This is a genomic window from Burkholderia sp. MSMB1498, from assembly GCF_001526245.1.
GTDB lineage: Bacteria > Pseudomonadota > Gammaproteobacteria > Burkholderiales > Burkholderiaceae > Burkholderia > Burkholderia savannae.
Genome location: NZ_LOYJ01000067.1, coordinates 1 through 13534, shown reverse-complemented (window position 1 = coordinate 13534; position 13534 = coordinate 1). Strand labels below are relative to the sequence as shown.

Genomic DNA, 13534 nt, shown 5'->3' with positions numbered 1-13534 from the left:
GGCGCCATGGCTGCGCGACGCTTCGTCGTGACGGAACGCACGGGGCCGCCGCGATGCAGCCGGCTGCCTCGTCCGTGTTCCCGTTCGCTACGCCGCTGTCGCGACGCATGCCGGCGGCATCGGCAGATCGACGTTCGGCCAGCGCGACGCTTCACCGAGGTTGCGCAGCGCCTGCCGGTATCGCAGCAGCTGCGCGTACTCGTCGGGCGTCAGCGTCGTGCCGTCGCCGAGCGCCTGTTCGTCCCGGTGGCGCGACGTGAGCCAGTCGGTCGCGGCGAGCGCCGCATCGCGCGCCGCGCGCTTCGCGTCGGCGAGCTGCTTGCGCGTGGGCTTCTCGGGGTCGACGAGGAGCGGATGGCCGTCCGCCGTCACCGCCATCGTCTTGCCCGCCGCCGCGCCCGCGAGCAGCATCGCGTGCTGCTCCGGCGTGATCTCGACGAACGTCAGGCCGTCCGGCTTCGATCGTTCGTCGCAGAAGGTTCGAATGAATCCCAATGTGTCGTATCCGGCCAAGATTCGCGTCATCGTCATTTCCCCGTTGCGTGCCAATAGACGAGCCAGCCGGGATACGTTCCGCCCGTCTCGTTGAAAGCCCTCAATTTCACGCCGTCCTGCGTCATGCTTCCGTGGATGACGATCACCATCGCGGCGCCAAGGCCCACGTGATTCGCTGCCACGTTGAAACAAGCGTTGGGAAAGCGCTTCGGAAAGACGACGTTGATATCCCCGTTCGCATCCGTCACGCCCTGCCCCCATTGCTCGATCTTGCCGGTGGGCGAACGCTCGTAGCCGGTCGGCCCGTGGCTGAACTCGAATGCGCCGTTGTTGATCGTCATCAGCGGAGAGCCGGCCATCATCTCCCACTGATAAACCGCCGAGATCAGCGCCCAGTCGCCCGGCAGCAGCGTGAAGCTCGTCACTGTCGACGACAGCGAGCCGCCAGACGGTCCGAAGAATATGTCGCCGCCCTGCCGCGAAATCGTCTTGGGCATCGAGCCGGAGTTCATGAACAGAAACGTCGCGCCTCTTTTCACCGCCGAGTAAAGCGGCAGCACGACGCTCGCGCCGTCGTTCAACGAGATTGCCGACCCCGCCTGCGCCGGCGTCAGCGTGGTCGCGGCGTCGAGCACCATGATCGCCTGAAAATTGCCGAGCGCGCGCTGCACGAACGCCGTCGTCGCGATGTTTGGGCTGCTGTCGAATTGGGGAACAGTCTGTGTAGCAGCTCCGTAGACGTATCTCAGTGCGACAGTGCCGCCGCAAATGTCCCATTCCCCTCCGCGAGAGAACAATTCCAGCGTGTCGCCCGAATGCAGCATGATCGACGACGACTTGCCAGTCGCGTACGACCAGATGAAATCGTTGCCCTGCGTCGCGACAGTCTGATCGACACCGGATTGGTTGACGAATGCCACCTTTCCGCCCGCCGCGATGCTAGCGCCGGCCGGGAGGTTCGTCGTGAACGACGAAGTCCCGTTGAGCTCGATGATGTTGCCGACGTTGCCGCTGGTCAATGTGGTTGCTGCGTTGATGACAGCACTCCCGGAATAACTTCCGAGCGCGCGTTGCACGAACGCCGTCGTCGCGAGCTTGGCGGAGTTGTCGAACTGGGGAGGTGTCGTCCAGTTCGGACCAGCCATTGCCGATGCAAACGGCAGTTGCGCGCTGCCGCCAGCTGCAATCCACTGAGTCGGCGGAACCGCTACGAGCAGCAAGCTGTCGCCCGATGCCAATGTCACGCTCGGATTCCCCCCGTTCAAGAGGATCGTGTCGGTCCCGTCGCGAGTGATCGTCAAGGGGGCGGTGCTGCTGTTGTTGAACAAGAACGTGCCGCCGAGCGGCATGGCCGACGTGGATGGCAAGGTGAACGTCGACGCGGTGCCCCCCCAGAAATTGACGCAGCTTCCCGCTTGCGACGCCGTGAGCTTCTGCGACGAGGTGTACGACGCGAAATTGACATTCCCGAGCGCGCGCTGCACGAACTCGGTCGTCGCCATTTTCGTGCTGCTGTCGAACGGAGCCGGCGTTGGCCCTTTCGGCGCGCCGGTGAACGTCGGGGAATCAAGCGGAGCCTTCCGAGACAATGCGTTCGTCATCGTCGTCGCGAAATTCGGATCATTTCCGAGCGCGTTCGCGAGCTCGTTCAACGTGTCGAGCGTTGCAGGAGACTGGCCGACGAGCGCCGCGATCCGGTCCGCGAGATCGACCTTCGTCGCGTACTGCGGATGCGGATCGGCGGCGGCGGCGTGCCCGCTCAAGCCGGATTGCGACTGCTCGACCTGCTGCTTCAGGTAAAGCGTGCGATTGCCGAGCTGCTTGGCCTGACGGTTCGAGATGCCGTTCGGCCCGCCTTCGACAGGATCGGACATCTCGATCTGGTAGATCTCTTCTTCCCACTTGGAAGTTTCGACTAGCTTGGACATAGGCTGCTCCTGAGGTTGTACTACCCGTCGTCAAGCGCGGCGCCGCCGGATTTCACGGCGCCGCGCGGAAAGCTGCGCACACGCGTTCGCCGTGCATCGCCACCGATGCGCGCGCGATTGCGGATGCGAATGCAAATTCAGATGCCGATGGATGCGGACCGGAACGTGCGCGCGGCGCGTGCGAAGCGCGGCTCCGCCCGGTCGATCGGCACGTCGAGAAGAGAATGAGTCGGAACCGGCCCGCGCTCGGGCCTGCGTGGATCGCGGCGCTTCGGGATGCGAAGCATCGCGCGATGGGCCTGGTCGATGCCGGCAACGCGAACGACGAAATCGTCGCGCCCGAGGGCGGGCTGCCGGTGCACGGAGAGGATGTCGGTAAGCCGGGTCATGCGCTCATGGTGCCGCGCGCCCGGCTCGGAGGATATTAAAGTGTCTTAAAACTCAATGCGAGTGGTGATTCGAGTTGCCGCCCGCATCCATGATCGCGCCCGTCGCGTCGATGTCGCCGTCGACCTTCACGTTGCCCGCGATGCTCGCGCCGCCGCCGCCCGAGCCGGTCATCCCGCCTTCGTAGGTCAGCTTGCCCTTGACCGTCACGTTCGCGGAAAACTCCGTCTCGGGCGCGATGACCGTCACCTTCGCGCCCGCGCGCAGCACGATCTCGGCGCCCGCGTCGACGACGACCTGCGCCATTCCGCGGCACGCGAGCACGTGCGTCGCGCGATCGTATTCGAGCGTCGCGCCGTCCTTGAAGCGCGCGACGAATTTGTTCGGATCGCTAACGGGCGGCTTGTCGGCGGCCGAGTAGACCGCGCCGAGAATCACGCCGTCCTCGCCGCGGCCGTCCATCAGCACCGCAACCTGCTCGCCTTCGTCGTAGGTCCAGCAGCACTGGTCGTTCTGCGTCTTCGGATACGCGATCGGCAGCCACATCGTGCGCAGGTTGCCGAGGTCCGCGAGCCGCACGCGCGCGAAGCCGGGCTTCGACGCGCTCACCGTGCCGAAGCGCACGGTCGCGCCGAATGCGTCGAGCGTGTCGTTCATTGCTTGTCCTTCGTCTGGTTGGATGACGGATCGGCCGCGCCGTAGGCGATCAGCGGCTTCGCGGATGGCTTCCGAGCGGGCTGCGTGCCTGCCTGCGCGCCGCCGTCGGGCCGCGCGTCGCGCGACGCGCGCTTCACCTCGATCTCGGTCGTGTAGCCGCCGCCGCGATCGATCCGGTGGCGCGCCGTCTCGATCAGATATTTGCCCGACAGCCGCCCGTAGCCCGTCAGCTCGATCGCGTTGCCGGCGACGAGCCGCGTGTTGCCGTCGAGCTCGAACGTGCCCGTCGTCCGCTGCAGGTTCGCGCGGTCGAGCGCGGCCTGCGTGCGCGCCTCGAGCGTCGCCTTCGAGCCCGCGCGCGCGGTCACGCGCAGCGTGTCGGCGCTCGTGTCGCGGCCGGACGACGCCGGCGCGCCGGATTCGCCGGCCGCGCCGGATTGGGCGGCCGCGCCGGCCACGTCGATCTTGCCGTCCTTCACGCCGTACACGATGAGCTTCTTCGTCGCCGGATTGTGATAGCCGCCCTTCGCGGCCGCGTAGACGTCCTTGATCTTGTCGGTGAGGCGAATCGATTTCAGATCGCCGCGCGTGAAGCGCAGCGCCGCGTCGGCGTCGCGCAGGTCCGCGAGCTCGGTGAATACGAGCGTGCGGCCGACGATCTTGAACGCGTAGCCGTACTCACGCGCGAGCCGCGCGAGGAACGCGACGTCGGGCTCCTCGTACTGCGTGATGCGGTCGATCCGGATCTCGCGGATCTTGCCCGTCAGCGTGAGCCGGTTGCGCTTCGCGACGCGCGCGGCGATCGCGGCGAGCGTGGTGCGCTCGTACGGCTTCGAGCGGTCCGTGCGCAGCGGCGCGGCGACGCCTGTCGCGAGCGCGCGGATCGTCACCGTCGACGGCGGATCGTCGAACGACAGCTCGTCGATCTCGAAACGCCCGCACGGCAAGAGCGGCGCGCCGACGTAGCCGATCCGCAGCGTGAGCGCGTCGCCCTTGCCCGGATACCACGCGTCGCGCCAGCGGCCGTCGGCGTCCTCGAGCACGACTTCGATCTCGTCCGACTGGCCTGACAGGAAATCCGTGTACGCGACCGACGTCACGTACGGCGCGACGTCGGTCGTGATGTTCTTCTGCTCGTAGGTCAGCATGAAGGTCGGGCGCGGCACGTCGGCGACGCCCGGCGGCAGCAGCGCCGCAAGCGGGTTCAGCGCTTCCATGGCGGCAGGTCCTCGGACAGTTCGGCGCGCGCGATCACCGGAATCGACAGCGCGAGGCCGCTCGGCAGTAGCGGCGTGATCGGCACGTCGGGGTTCGCCGCGATGATCCGCTCGTACGCGAACGGATCGCCGTAGTAGCGATGGGCGAGCTGATCCCAGCGCTCGCCTTCGGTCGTGACATGGGTCAGAAACATCAGATCCTCCGTGTGGCGACGGCCGCCGCGAGCTTGCTCACGCTCGGCGCGGCCGAGGCGATCGCGTCGACGGCGTTCGACAGCTCGCGCGCGGCGGTGTCCACGGCGTCGCCGATCGTGTCGAGCGTCGCGTTCGCGAGCGGCTTGTACGCGGCCTGCACCGCAACCGCGGCGTCGTGGCTCGCGCGCAGGATGTTCGCGGCGTCCGGAATGTGCGCGGTCACGGCCGCGACGGCCGGCGAGAGCTTCTCGAGCGGCTCGGCCGCGCGCTTGATGTCGAGCAGCACGCCGGGCGCGCGGCCGAGCGCCGCGATCGGATCGTGCCTGAACTCGCGCACGACGCTCACCGCGTCCGAAGCGGTGCGCAGCGCGGCCTGCGCCTGCGACGCGTACGACACGACCTGCCGCACCGCGCCGCGCACGGTGTTGATCGCCGATTTGACGTCGGCGGCCGTCTGCGACACCGCCTGCGCGGCGGCGGGCGGCACCTTCGGCTGCACCGCGGGCGGCGCGAGCGCGGTCAGCTTCTCGCCGACGTATTCCTTCAGCGTGATCGACGCGTCGAGCGCGAGCACCGCGCCGGAAGGCTCGCTCTGCTTGTGCGTCGCCTGGACTTCGGTCAGCACGAACCAGCCCTTGTAGTCGCCGTTGCCGAACACGAGCGCCATCGCCTGGCCCGCGCGCTGCGCGTTGCGCAGCTTCGCGAGCTCGGCTTCGGGATCGCAGAAGCGATAGTGAAACGACAGTGCGATGCGGATCTCGTCGAGCCGGTCCGCGATCCGTTGCAGACGCGGCTTGCCGTCGATCAGCGCATGCTCCGCGTAGTCGGCGCCGAACGTCGCGTCGAAGCCGTCGAAGTAGCCGACCAAATCGAATGGGATGTCACCGAGCACGGCGAACATATCAACCTCCGTAAGCGCGCCGCGCGCGTTGCGCGACGACGCGTTCCATCATTTTTTCGAGCTCGCGCAGCGACAGGTTCAGCGCGCGGCCAACCTGCTCGCCAACGCTCGCGCCCGAGCCGCCCTGCACCGTGATGTTCGGCGCGAAGTGAATCGACACGCCGTTCGCCGCGCCCGCGCCTGCCATGCCCGCCGCGTGCGCGCCGGCGAGCGGCATGCCGGCGCGCGCGGCGTCGATGCGCTTCAGCGAGGCGGCGGCGGCCGTCTGCGTCGCCATGCTCGCGGCCGCGCGCGCGGGCAGCTCGGCCGCGCCCCGGACGCCGAGCGCCGCGCCTTGCGCGATGTTCTCGCCGTAGCCCATGAAGACGCGCGACGGCGAATGAATGCCGAGCACGCTCGCGAACCACGATTTCATCGACCCGGCAAAGCCGACCACCGCCGCCTTCGCCGCGCCGAACCGCTCGTTCAAGCCGTTCAGCAAGCCTTCGACGATGGCGCGGCCGATCGACATGAATCGCTCGGGCAGCGCCTTGAGGCCGTCCCACAGCGTCGTGAGCCTGTCGCGCGCGATGGCGACAAACCTCGTGAGGACCGGGCCGATGCGGTTCCAGTTGCGGTAGATCAGATAGCCCGCGACCGCGATGCCCGTCAGCACGAGGCCGATCGGCGTCGTCACCATGGCGCGGCCGACCCACAGCAGCGCGCGGCCCGCCGTCATCAGCCCGCGCGCGAGGCCGCTCCCGAGCACACGGCCGGCCGTCGCGCCGGCGCGCGCGAGCGTGGTCAGCGAGCCGAGCGCGATCGCGCCGAGACTGCGCGCGAAACCGAGCACGCGGCCGCCCGCCGCGAGCATCGAGCGGCCCGCGCCGAGCGCGATCGCGCGCGCGCGGTTGAGGCCCGCGGCGAGCTTGTCCGCCGCGCCCGCGTTCATGCCGCCGAGCTGGAACAGCGTCGACAACCGCGCGCCGCCGCGCAGCAGCGAGCGCAGCAGCGTCCACTTCGCCGCGAGCGTCGACAGCGCGGTGCCGAGCGCGTTGAGCGGCGTCTTCACGAGCACGTTCATCGCGAGGCCCGCGCCGAGCGTCGCGCCGCGCATCGCGATCGACGCGGCCGCGAGACCGACAACGCCGCGAATCGCATTCGGATGCGCGGCCGCGAACACGCCGACCTGAGCGACCATCGGCGACAGCAGGTTCATCACGTCGGTCAGCGGCGGCAGCAGCGTGCGGCCGACCGTCTCGCCGAGGCCGTCGATCTGCGTCTGCAGATTGCCCCATGCGGCGCTCGCCGTCTGGATTCGGCGCGCGTAGTCTTCGTCGAGCGCGCCCGCCGCCTGCTCGCCGCCCATCGCCTGCTTGTTCGCCTGGTACTTGCCCCAGTTCTCGCGCATCGCGAGCAGGTGATCGACCGCGCGCGTGTCCTGAAACAGCTCGCTCATCCCGAAGCGCTCGATCAGCTTGCGCTGCGCGCCGACGTCGCCGCGCGCGCCGGCGCGCTTCCATTCGCTGGCGAAACCTTCGCCGCGCGACGCGATGAACTTGCGCGCGATCTCGAGCGACGCCTCGTACTCCGAATAACCGGCGCCGACGATGTTCGCCATCGATTTCCTGTAATCGACGCCGGCCTTCTCGTACGCCTTCGCGGTCGATGGCGAGGTCATCTGCTTGAGCCACGCCTGCATGTTCGCCGCGGCGTCCTCGCCGGACGCCGCACCCTCGCGGCCCACTGCGAGGCTCGCGACGATCTGCGACAGCGCCTGCTGCCCGGTCACGCCCTGCGCGGCGAACGACGACGCGAGATCCGGCATCGCCTTCACGACGTCGGCGAGCTTCATGTGGCCGAGCCCGCCGCCGTATGCGGCGCGGCTGAACGCGTCCTTCAGCGCGGCGTCGCCCTTGATGCCGAGCGTCTCCGACAGCGCGTACGACATGCCGGCGACGTCCTTGACGTCCGCGCCCGACGCGATCGCGACCTGGCCGAGCAGACGCGACTGACGGCCGGCTTCGGCCGCGCTCATGCCGCCGCCGATCAGCACGCCCGCGCCTTCGATCAGCGCGCCGTGCTTCGCGCCGGTCGCGCGCGCCGCGTCGCGGATCGCGTCGCCGAGCTTCCGCTCGTCGGCGCGCGACAGGCCGCCATCGATCGCCACGCCGCGCAGCGCCGCCTGGAAATCCGCTGCACGCGTGAGTGCGCCGACGATCGGCGCGGCGATGGTCTTCGTGATTGCGGACAACTCGCCGAGCTTCGCCACGTATTGGCCGCGCTGGTCGCCGAGCGCCGCGCCGCGCGCGATTCGCGCGTCGAGCGCCGCATGGCGCGCCTGCGCCCGGTCGATCGCGCGGCCGAGCTGCTCGTACTGCGCGCGCAGCTCGCTGACGTCGCGCAGCGGATGCGCGATCGCGCGCGCCATCGCCCCGCCGAGGCGATCGTGTTTTCCACGCAGCGCGTCCGCGACGCGCCCGAGGTCTTCCAGCGTCGCCTTCGCGCTCGATAGCGCAGCGCCGACGCCGCCGGACGCCGCCGCGCCGTTTCTGATTCCGATGTAAATGTCGCTTGCCATGTCTGTCCTGCCCGTTGCGACGCGCGCGGAGATCGCCGCCCGCCGTTCGATGCTTGCCGTTCGATGGTTGCCGTTCGATGCTTGCCGTTCGATGCTTGCCGTTCGATGCTTGCCGTTCGATGCTTGCCGCTCGATGGTTACCGTTCGATGCTTGCCGCTCGATGCTTGCCGCTCGATGCCTGCCGCTCGATGGTTGCCGTTCGATGCTTGCCGTTCGATGCTTGCCGCTCGATGGTTACCGTTCGATGCTTGCCGCTCGATGCCTGCCGTTCGATGCCTGCCGCTCGATGGTTACCGTTCGATGCTTGCCGTTCGATTCCTGCCGCTCAATGCTCGTCGCTCGATGCCCGCCGCCCGCCGCGCGGCGCCGTGCGATGCAGTGCATAGCGCTCAGCGCTGCGCGGTCTCGCCGTTCGCTACGACGCGCCCATCGCATCGTTGCGCCGCTTGATCTCCCGCTCGGCGGCGTCGATCCAGTGCCAGTAGTCGTCAAGATCGAGTTCCGCGATCTCGGACGGCTGCATCTTCAGCACCAGCAGCAGCACCTCATCGAGCGGCCTCAGCATCGCGTCCGTCGATTCGGCCGGCGCGCCCGGCTTCGCTTGCCGCGGCGCTCGCATCGATTGCGGCATCGCGCTCCTCGACCATGTCGCGAAAGGAGTCGGCGAGCTGCTTCGCATCGGCGAGATCGAGCTCGCCGATATCCTCGACGGTGAGACCCGTCAGGCGTGCGAACAGAAAATCCTCCTGTTCGCCGGCGTCGCTGCTGTATTTGGCGGCGGCGGCCATGTCCTTGCGCTTGCCGCGACGCAGCGTGAGCGTCGACACGGTTTCGCCGGTCGCGAGCTTCAGGGGGTGTTTGAGGGTGATGATCATCGTGTGCTCCGTTGGGATCGAGAGCACATTGTCGGGCGCGGCCCCGGCGAGGGCTTTTGAAGACGGCTAAAAAAAGACCCGCCGAAGCGGGTCGAACCGGAAAGGCCGGGACGTGAATCGTGGGTCGTGAATCGTCGATCGTGATTCGCGCGCCGTGAGCCGCGCGCTGCGGGCCGCAGATCGCGAGCCGCGAATTGCGGATTGCGCCGCGTGTCGGGGTGTTGATGCGGTGATGCGGTGATGCGTCAGCGTGTCAGCGTGTCAGCGTGTCGACGCTTTGACGTTTCGACGTTTCAATGTTTCAACGTTTCAACGCTTCAACGTTTCAACGCTTCAACGCTTCAACGCTTCAACGCTTCAACGCTTCAACGCTTCAACGCTTCAACGTTCCGCGCATCGTACATCGCCCGTCGCACGCTGCGCAGCCCGCGGCGCGCATCGCACGCGCCGTGAGCCGCCCGCCGCACTCAACCGCCGATATTCGCGCGGAAGTCCGACAGCATGTCAACGCCGTCGACGCGGAAGATGTTCGCGAGATAGTCGAGCTCGAGCACTTCCTGCCCGTCGATCACCTGCTTCACGTAGGTCGCGCCGAACGACGAGCTGAAATCCGCGTTCTCGTGCTGCTTGAACGTGCCGAGCGGATTCTTCTTGAACATCACGGTCAGGTACGTGACGAGGCTCACTTCCTGCACGCGGCCCTGCGCGCCGTACGTCTCGATGTTCGAGCGGCACTGAAGCTGCACGGCCCGGAACGGGTTCGCCATCGCGCGCGCGACGTCGGCGTAAAGCGAGTTCCACTTGATCTCGCCTTCGAGCTTGTCGAGCCCGCCCGGCAGCTCGACCTTGCCGATCATGCCGAGCGCCTTGTGCTCGGCCATGATCGCCTGGATATCCGGCAGCTTGATTTCCTCGGCCTTGCCGAGCATCGAGTTGCCGTTCACGTAGACGTTCGCGTTCGTGATGCGATTGATCTTGATGCCGCCTGCCATGTCAGTTGCCTCCCTTCAGCGTGAGCAGATATTCCGAGGTGATCTCGGTTTCGTACGTGAGGCGCTCGAGCGGGGGCGGCACCGTGTACTTGTAGTTGATCAGAAGATGGCCCGCCGACAGTTCCTCCTTCGGGTTGCGCGCCGGATCGAACCACGCCTTGAAGCCGAGCAGCGCGCCGTCGCCGATCAGCTTGCGGCCGAAGCCGTTCACCGATTCGACGAGCGAATCGATGAGCGCCTGGTCGATCGGCATGTCGATGTACTGCTGGCTGAAATAGCGCAGCGACTCGTTGATCACGTCGCCCGTGCGGCGCACGTTCTCGAAGTTGCGCATGTGCGTGACGGTCGGCCACGCGGCGGTGCGGTTGCCCCACAGGCGCAGGCCCGAGCCGTACGAGTTGAACACGGTCGTGATCCCCTGCTCGTTCAGCAGATTCACTTCGGACTGCGGATCGTCGATCATCGCCGACAGCGGGCGCTCCACGCCCGTCACGCCGACGAGCTGCTGGTTCGAGCTCGACCACCAGTAGCCCTTGTCGAGATCGACGCGCGCGCGCAGCGCCGCCGCGCGCGACGACAGCGGCTCGAGGCGCTCGGCGTTGGCCGCCGGATCGTAGACCTTCACGTGCGGGTAGCAGAGGCGCACGCGCTCGCTCGACGTGTTGAAGTTGATCGAGCCGGCCGGGCCGCGGCCCGCCAGCGCCTGCGCGAACGTCGTGCCGACGGGCGCGTCGACGTACGCGATCGCGCCGAGCTGGCCCGCCGTCGCCTCGAGCTCCGCCGCGACCGAGTTCTGCGTGCAGTAGCCGGGCGCGATCAGGATCTTCGCGAAATAGCCGAACAGGTTGTACGTGTCCTTCAGCGCCTTCATGCCGGTGCGGATGCCCGCCGCGTTGACCGCGCCGATGATGTCGGCCGCCGTCACCTTGGTCGGATCGGCGTACTCGTAGGCGGCCTTCGCGGTCGCCGCGCCCGCCGGGATCGCGCCCGTCTTCAGTCGCGTGATCACGCCCGTCACCGGGTCGAGCGAGAAATCGACGCCGGCTGCGTACGTCGTGTTGCCGTTCTCGCTCTTCAGAACGAGGTTCGACGCGGCCGGGTGGGCGAGCGTCGCGCGGCCGGTCGCCGCGTCGAACGTCACGCCCTCGGCGTCGATCACGCTCTTGTGGAGCTTCGGATCGAGCACGTTGATCACGATCACCGTGCCCGCGCCGTAGTCGTAGACGGCGTCGAGCGCCTGCGGGATCGTGAAGCCCGCGAGCTGCGGGCCGAACTGCGCGCCGTCGCGGTCGGACAGCGACTGGATCGGCTTGTTCACGGGGCCCGTCGGCGCGGTGCCGATCAGGCCGATCACGGCGGATTTGACGACCTTCACCGGCCGCGAGCCGTTTTCGGTCTCGATGGTTTCGACGCCATGCAGATAATTTGCCGCCATCGTTTTATGCTCCCTTCGATGCCGCATCGTTCGACGCGGCTTGCGGTTGGTCGTCCGCGACGCGTTCGCGCGCGGGCTCGTCGTGCGCCGCGACCGGGCGCAGATGGCCCAGCGCGAGCAGCGTCTTCGTGTATTCGTGCTGCTCGGGCAGCTCGACCGGCGCGCCCGGATGCAGCATCGCTTCACGGATTTCCGTGCCGTCTTGCAGCGAGACGCCGCTGATCGGGCCGCTGTACAGGTACTTCATGGTTTCTCCTCGTAGGTAACTTCGGTCAACAACGGGCCGTCGACCGGCTCGGCCTCCTCGACGATCACCGCATCGGCGGCGAACTCGATCGCATAGCGCCACTCGCTGTCGGTGCGGCCGGCGAACCGTTCGGCGGCCGCCGCGAGCTTCTCGCCGTCGGGCAGCGCGAAGCCGACGAGCGCGCGGCGCACGCCGTCGAGCGCGTCGAGCGCGCCGCCGCGGCCGGCGAGCTGCCGGGACACGACAGTCACGGCGAACTTCGCGCGGCGCGGCTGCACGATCGCCACGGTGTCGACGCGCGTGTCGTACTCGCTGCCCGCGTAGCCGGCGAGCAGCGCGCCGACGGGATGCGTCAGCGCGTACGCATCCGGCGGCGCGGGGAAATGCTCGACGGCGAGCTCCGGCAGCGCCCGGCTCAGCCGCGCGACGAGCGCGTCGATCTTCTCTTGCGTGGTCGCCATCAGATGCGCTCCCGGCGGGTGGCGCCGCACGCGGCGACAGCGCGCCGCGACGCGCATCGCGCGATCGCGGGGGACGCCGTCGCGGCGTGGGTGTTTTGGGTTTTCTGGTGTAACGCGCGTGTGTGCGGTTGCGAGGCGGTGGGGGCCTGCGGGTGCGTTTGCGTTTGCGTTTGCGTTTGCGTTTGCGTTTGCGTTTGCGTTTGCACTTGCACTTGCACTTGCACTTGCACTTGCACTTGCACTTGCACTTGCACTTGCACTTGCACTTGCGTATGCGTATGCACTTGCGCATGCGTATGCACGTGTACTTCCACTTTCGTATGCGTACGCTTATGCGTTTGTGCTCGTGCTCGTGCTCGTGCTCGTGGTTGTGGTTGTGGTTGTTGTTGTGCTTGTGCTTGTGCTTGTGCTTGCACTTGCGTATGCAACAGCGTTCGAGCTTGCGTGTGCGCTTGCGTCAACACTTGCATGCGCGCTCGCATCGGCGCTTGCCCATGCGCCCGCATGCTGACGGGCGCGCCGCGCATCGCATGCGCGCCTGCGCAGCCGGCGCTGCCGGCCTGCGTGTCGCGATTGAAGTGGTGAGGTGCAGTAGCGTTCATGCCGCCCATCATCGGGCGGCGAGCGCTGGGGGTCTTTTAATCGGCTTTATGATTGCGCGCCGATTGCGACGGCCTCGGCGCTTCGATGACGATCCTCGCGCGCGGGATGTGGACGGCTCACCGGCAACGCGTCGAGGCCTTTATAAACCTTTACGGGACGATGCGGCGGTGCCATGAAGGACATTGCGCGTCCGAGCGCTCCGGGAAGGCTCCTGCAGGGATTTTGGGTTGATGACGCGCGGCGGACTGCGGTCAATGTAGATGTCGTTTGGCCCGCGCGCAAGCATCGGCGCGCGGTCGTCGATCGACGGTCGGTGGTCGGTGGTCGGTGGTCGACCGTCGGTGGTCGGTGGTTGATTGCCTGCGCTCGTCATTAGTCGATCGACGCACGATGCCTAGCGAGACGGCTTCGCGAGGAACATTCTGCGCTCGTTGTTCGTTTTCCGTCATCTGGCGCGTGACGTTCGTTGTTGAGTGTTCGGTGTTCGGTGTTCGGTGTTCGGTGTTCGGCGTTCGGCGTTCGGCGTTCGGCGTTCGGCGTTCGGCGTTCGGCGTTCGGCGTTCGGCGTTCGGCGTTCGGC

14 protein-coding genes and 2 pseudogenes are annotated in these 13534 nt (G+C 67.6%); 1 reads left to right on the top strand and 15 read right to left on the bottom strand.

The window, feature by feature from the left end; genetic code table 11:
* Nucleotides 1-87: 87 nt before the first annotated feature.
* The 3 genes and pseudogenes from WS91_RS13845 to WS91_RS38175 all read right to left on the bottom strand — a co-directional run.
* Nucleotides 88-525 carry a phage tail assembly chaperone gene (locus WS91_RS13845; RefSeq protein ID WP_231752025.1) on the bottom strand — a complete coding sequence of 146 codons (438 nt, stop codon included), beginning with the start codon at nucleotides 523-525 and terminating at the stop codon, nucleotides 88-90.
* A 2-nt stretch (nucleotides 526-527) separates the two neighbouring features.
* Nucleotides 528-836, bottom strand: a complete 309-nt coding sequence (locus WS91_RS38180) for a gp53-like domain-containing protein (RefSeq protein ID WP_442854583.1) — start codon at nucleotides 834-836, stop codon at nucleotides 528-530.
* A 609-nt stretch (nucleotides 837-1445) separates the two neighbouring features.
* Nucleotides 1446-2423: pseudogene (locus WS91_RS38175) on the bottom strand (gp53-like domain-containing protein); the annotation flags it as partial.
* Nucleotides 2424-2716: 293 nt separating this feature from the next.
* On the opposite strand from WS91_RS38175, the gene WS91_RS37755 reads away from it, so the two are divergent.
* A complete protein-coding gene (locus WS91_RS37755) occupies nucleotides 2717-2851 on the top strand; it encodes a hypothetical protein (RefSeq protein ID WP_269435050.1) in 135 nt (44 codons plus the stop codon).
* Between the two features lie 13 nt (nucleotides 2852-2864).
* On the opposite strand, the gene WS91_RS13825 is transcribed toward WS91_RS37755, so the two are convergent.
* From WS91_RS13825 to WS91_RS37320, 12 genes and pseudogenes are all read right to left on the bottom strand, one after another.
* Complete coding sequence (locus WS91_RS13825) at nucleotides 2865-3467, bottom strand: phage baseplate assembly protein V (protein WP_038743429.1); 603 nt, start codon at nucleotides 3465-3467, stop codon at nucleotides 2865-2867.
* Nucleotides 3464-4684 carry a phage late control D family protein gene (locus tag WS91_RS13820; RefSeq protein ID WP_059670432.1) on the bottom strand — a complete coding sequence of 407 codons (1221 nt, stop codon included), beginning with the start codon at nucleotides 4682-4684 and terminating at the stop codon, nucleotides 3464-3466. The genes WS91_RS13825 and WS91_RS13820 overlap by 4 nt, the downstream gene beginning before the upstream one ends.
* Nucleotides 4672-4878, bottom strand: a complete 207-nt coding sequence (locus WS91_RS13815) for a tail protein X (RefSeq protein WP_038743426.1) — start codon at nucleotides 4876-4878, stop codon at nucleotides 4672-4674. The genes WS91_RS13820 and WS91_RS13815 overlap by 13 nt, the downstream gene beginning before the upstream one ends.
* Nucleotides 4878-5780 (bottom strand): phage tail protein, encoded by a 903-nt coding sequence (locus WS91_RS13810; protein ID WP_038743424.1) that lies wholly within the window; start codon nucleotides 5778-5780, stop codon nucleotides 4878-4880. The genes WS91_RS13815 and WS91_RS13810 overlap by 1 nt, the downstream gene beginning before the upstream one ends.
* A gap of 1 nt (nucleotide 5781) precedes the next feature.
* Nucleotides 5782-8340 (bottom strand): phage tail tape measure protein, encoded by a 2559-nt coding sequence (locus WS91_RS13805; protein WP_059670431.1) that lies wholly within the window; start codon nucleotides 8338-8340, stop codon nucleotides 5782-5784.
* Nucleotides 8341-8756: 416 nt separating this feature from the next.
* Nucleotides 8757-8906, bottom strand: a complete 150-nt coding sequence (locus tag WS91_RS36830; protein WP_162836167.1) for a hypothetical protein — start codon at nucleotides 8904-8906, stop codon at nucleotides 8757-8759.
* Nucleotides 8887-9216, bottom strand: a complete 330-nt coding sequence (locus WS91_RS13800; RefSeq protein ID WP_038743850.1) for a phage tail assembly protein — start codon at nucleotides 9214-9216, stop codon at nucleotides 8887-8889. The genes WS91_RS36830 and WS91_RS13800 overlap by 20 nt, the downstream gene beginning before the upstream one ends.
* 467 nt (nucleotides 9217-9683) lie before the next feature.
* Nucleotides 9684-10208, bottom strand: a complete 525-nt coding sequence (locus WS91_RS13795) for a phage major tail tube protein (RefSeq protein WP_038743421.1) — start codon at nucleotides 10206-10208, stop codon at nucleotides 9684-9686.
* A gap of 1 nt (nucleotide 10209) precedes the next feature.
* On the bottom strand, nucleotides 10210-11643 hold the full coding sequence (locus tag WS91_RS13790) for a phage tail sheath subtilisin-like domain-containing protein (RefSeq protein ID WP_038743419.1): 1434 nt from the start codon (nucleotides 11641-11643) through the stop codon (nucleotides 10210-10212).
* Between the two features lie 4 nt (nucleotides 11644-11647).
* The gene (locus tag WS91_RS13785; RefSeq protein ID WP_059642369.1) at nucleotides 11648-11890 is read right to left on the bottom strand and encodes a hypothetical protein; all 243 of its coding nucleotides are present in this window, start codon (nucleotides 11888-11890) and stop codon (nucleotides 11648-11650) included.
* On the bottom strand, nucleotides 11887-12351 hold the full coding sequence (locus WS91_RS13780; protein ID WP_059670521.1) for a Gp37 family protein: 465 nt from the start codon (nucleotides 12349-12351) through the stop codon (nucleotides 11887-11889). The genes WS91_RS13785 and WS91_RS13780 overlap by 4 nt, the downstream gene beginning before the upstream one ends.
* Nucleotides 12352-13205: 854 nt before the next feature.
* Nucleotides 13206-13534, bottom strand: a pseudogene (locus WS91_RS37320) (hypothetical protein); the annotation flags it as partial.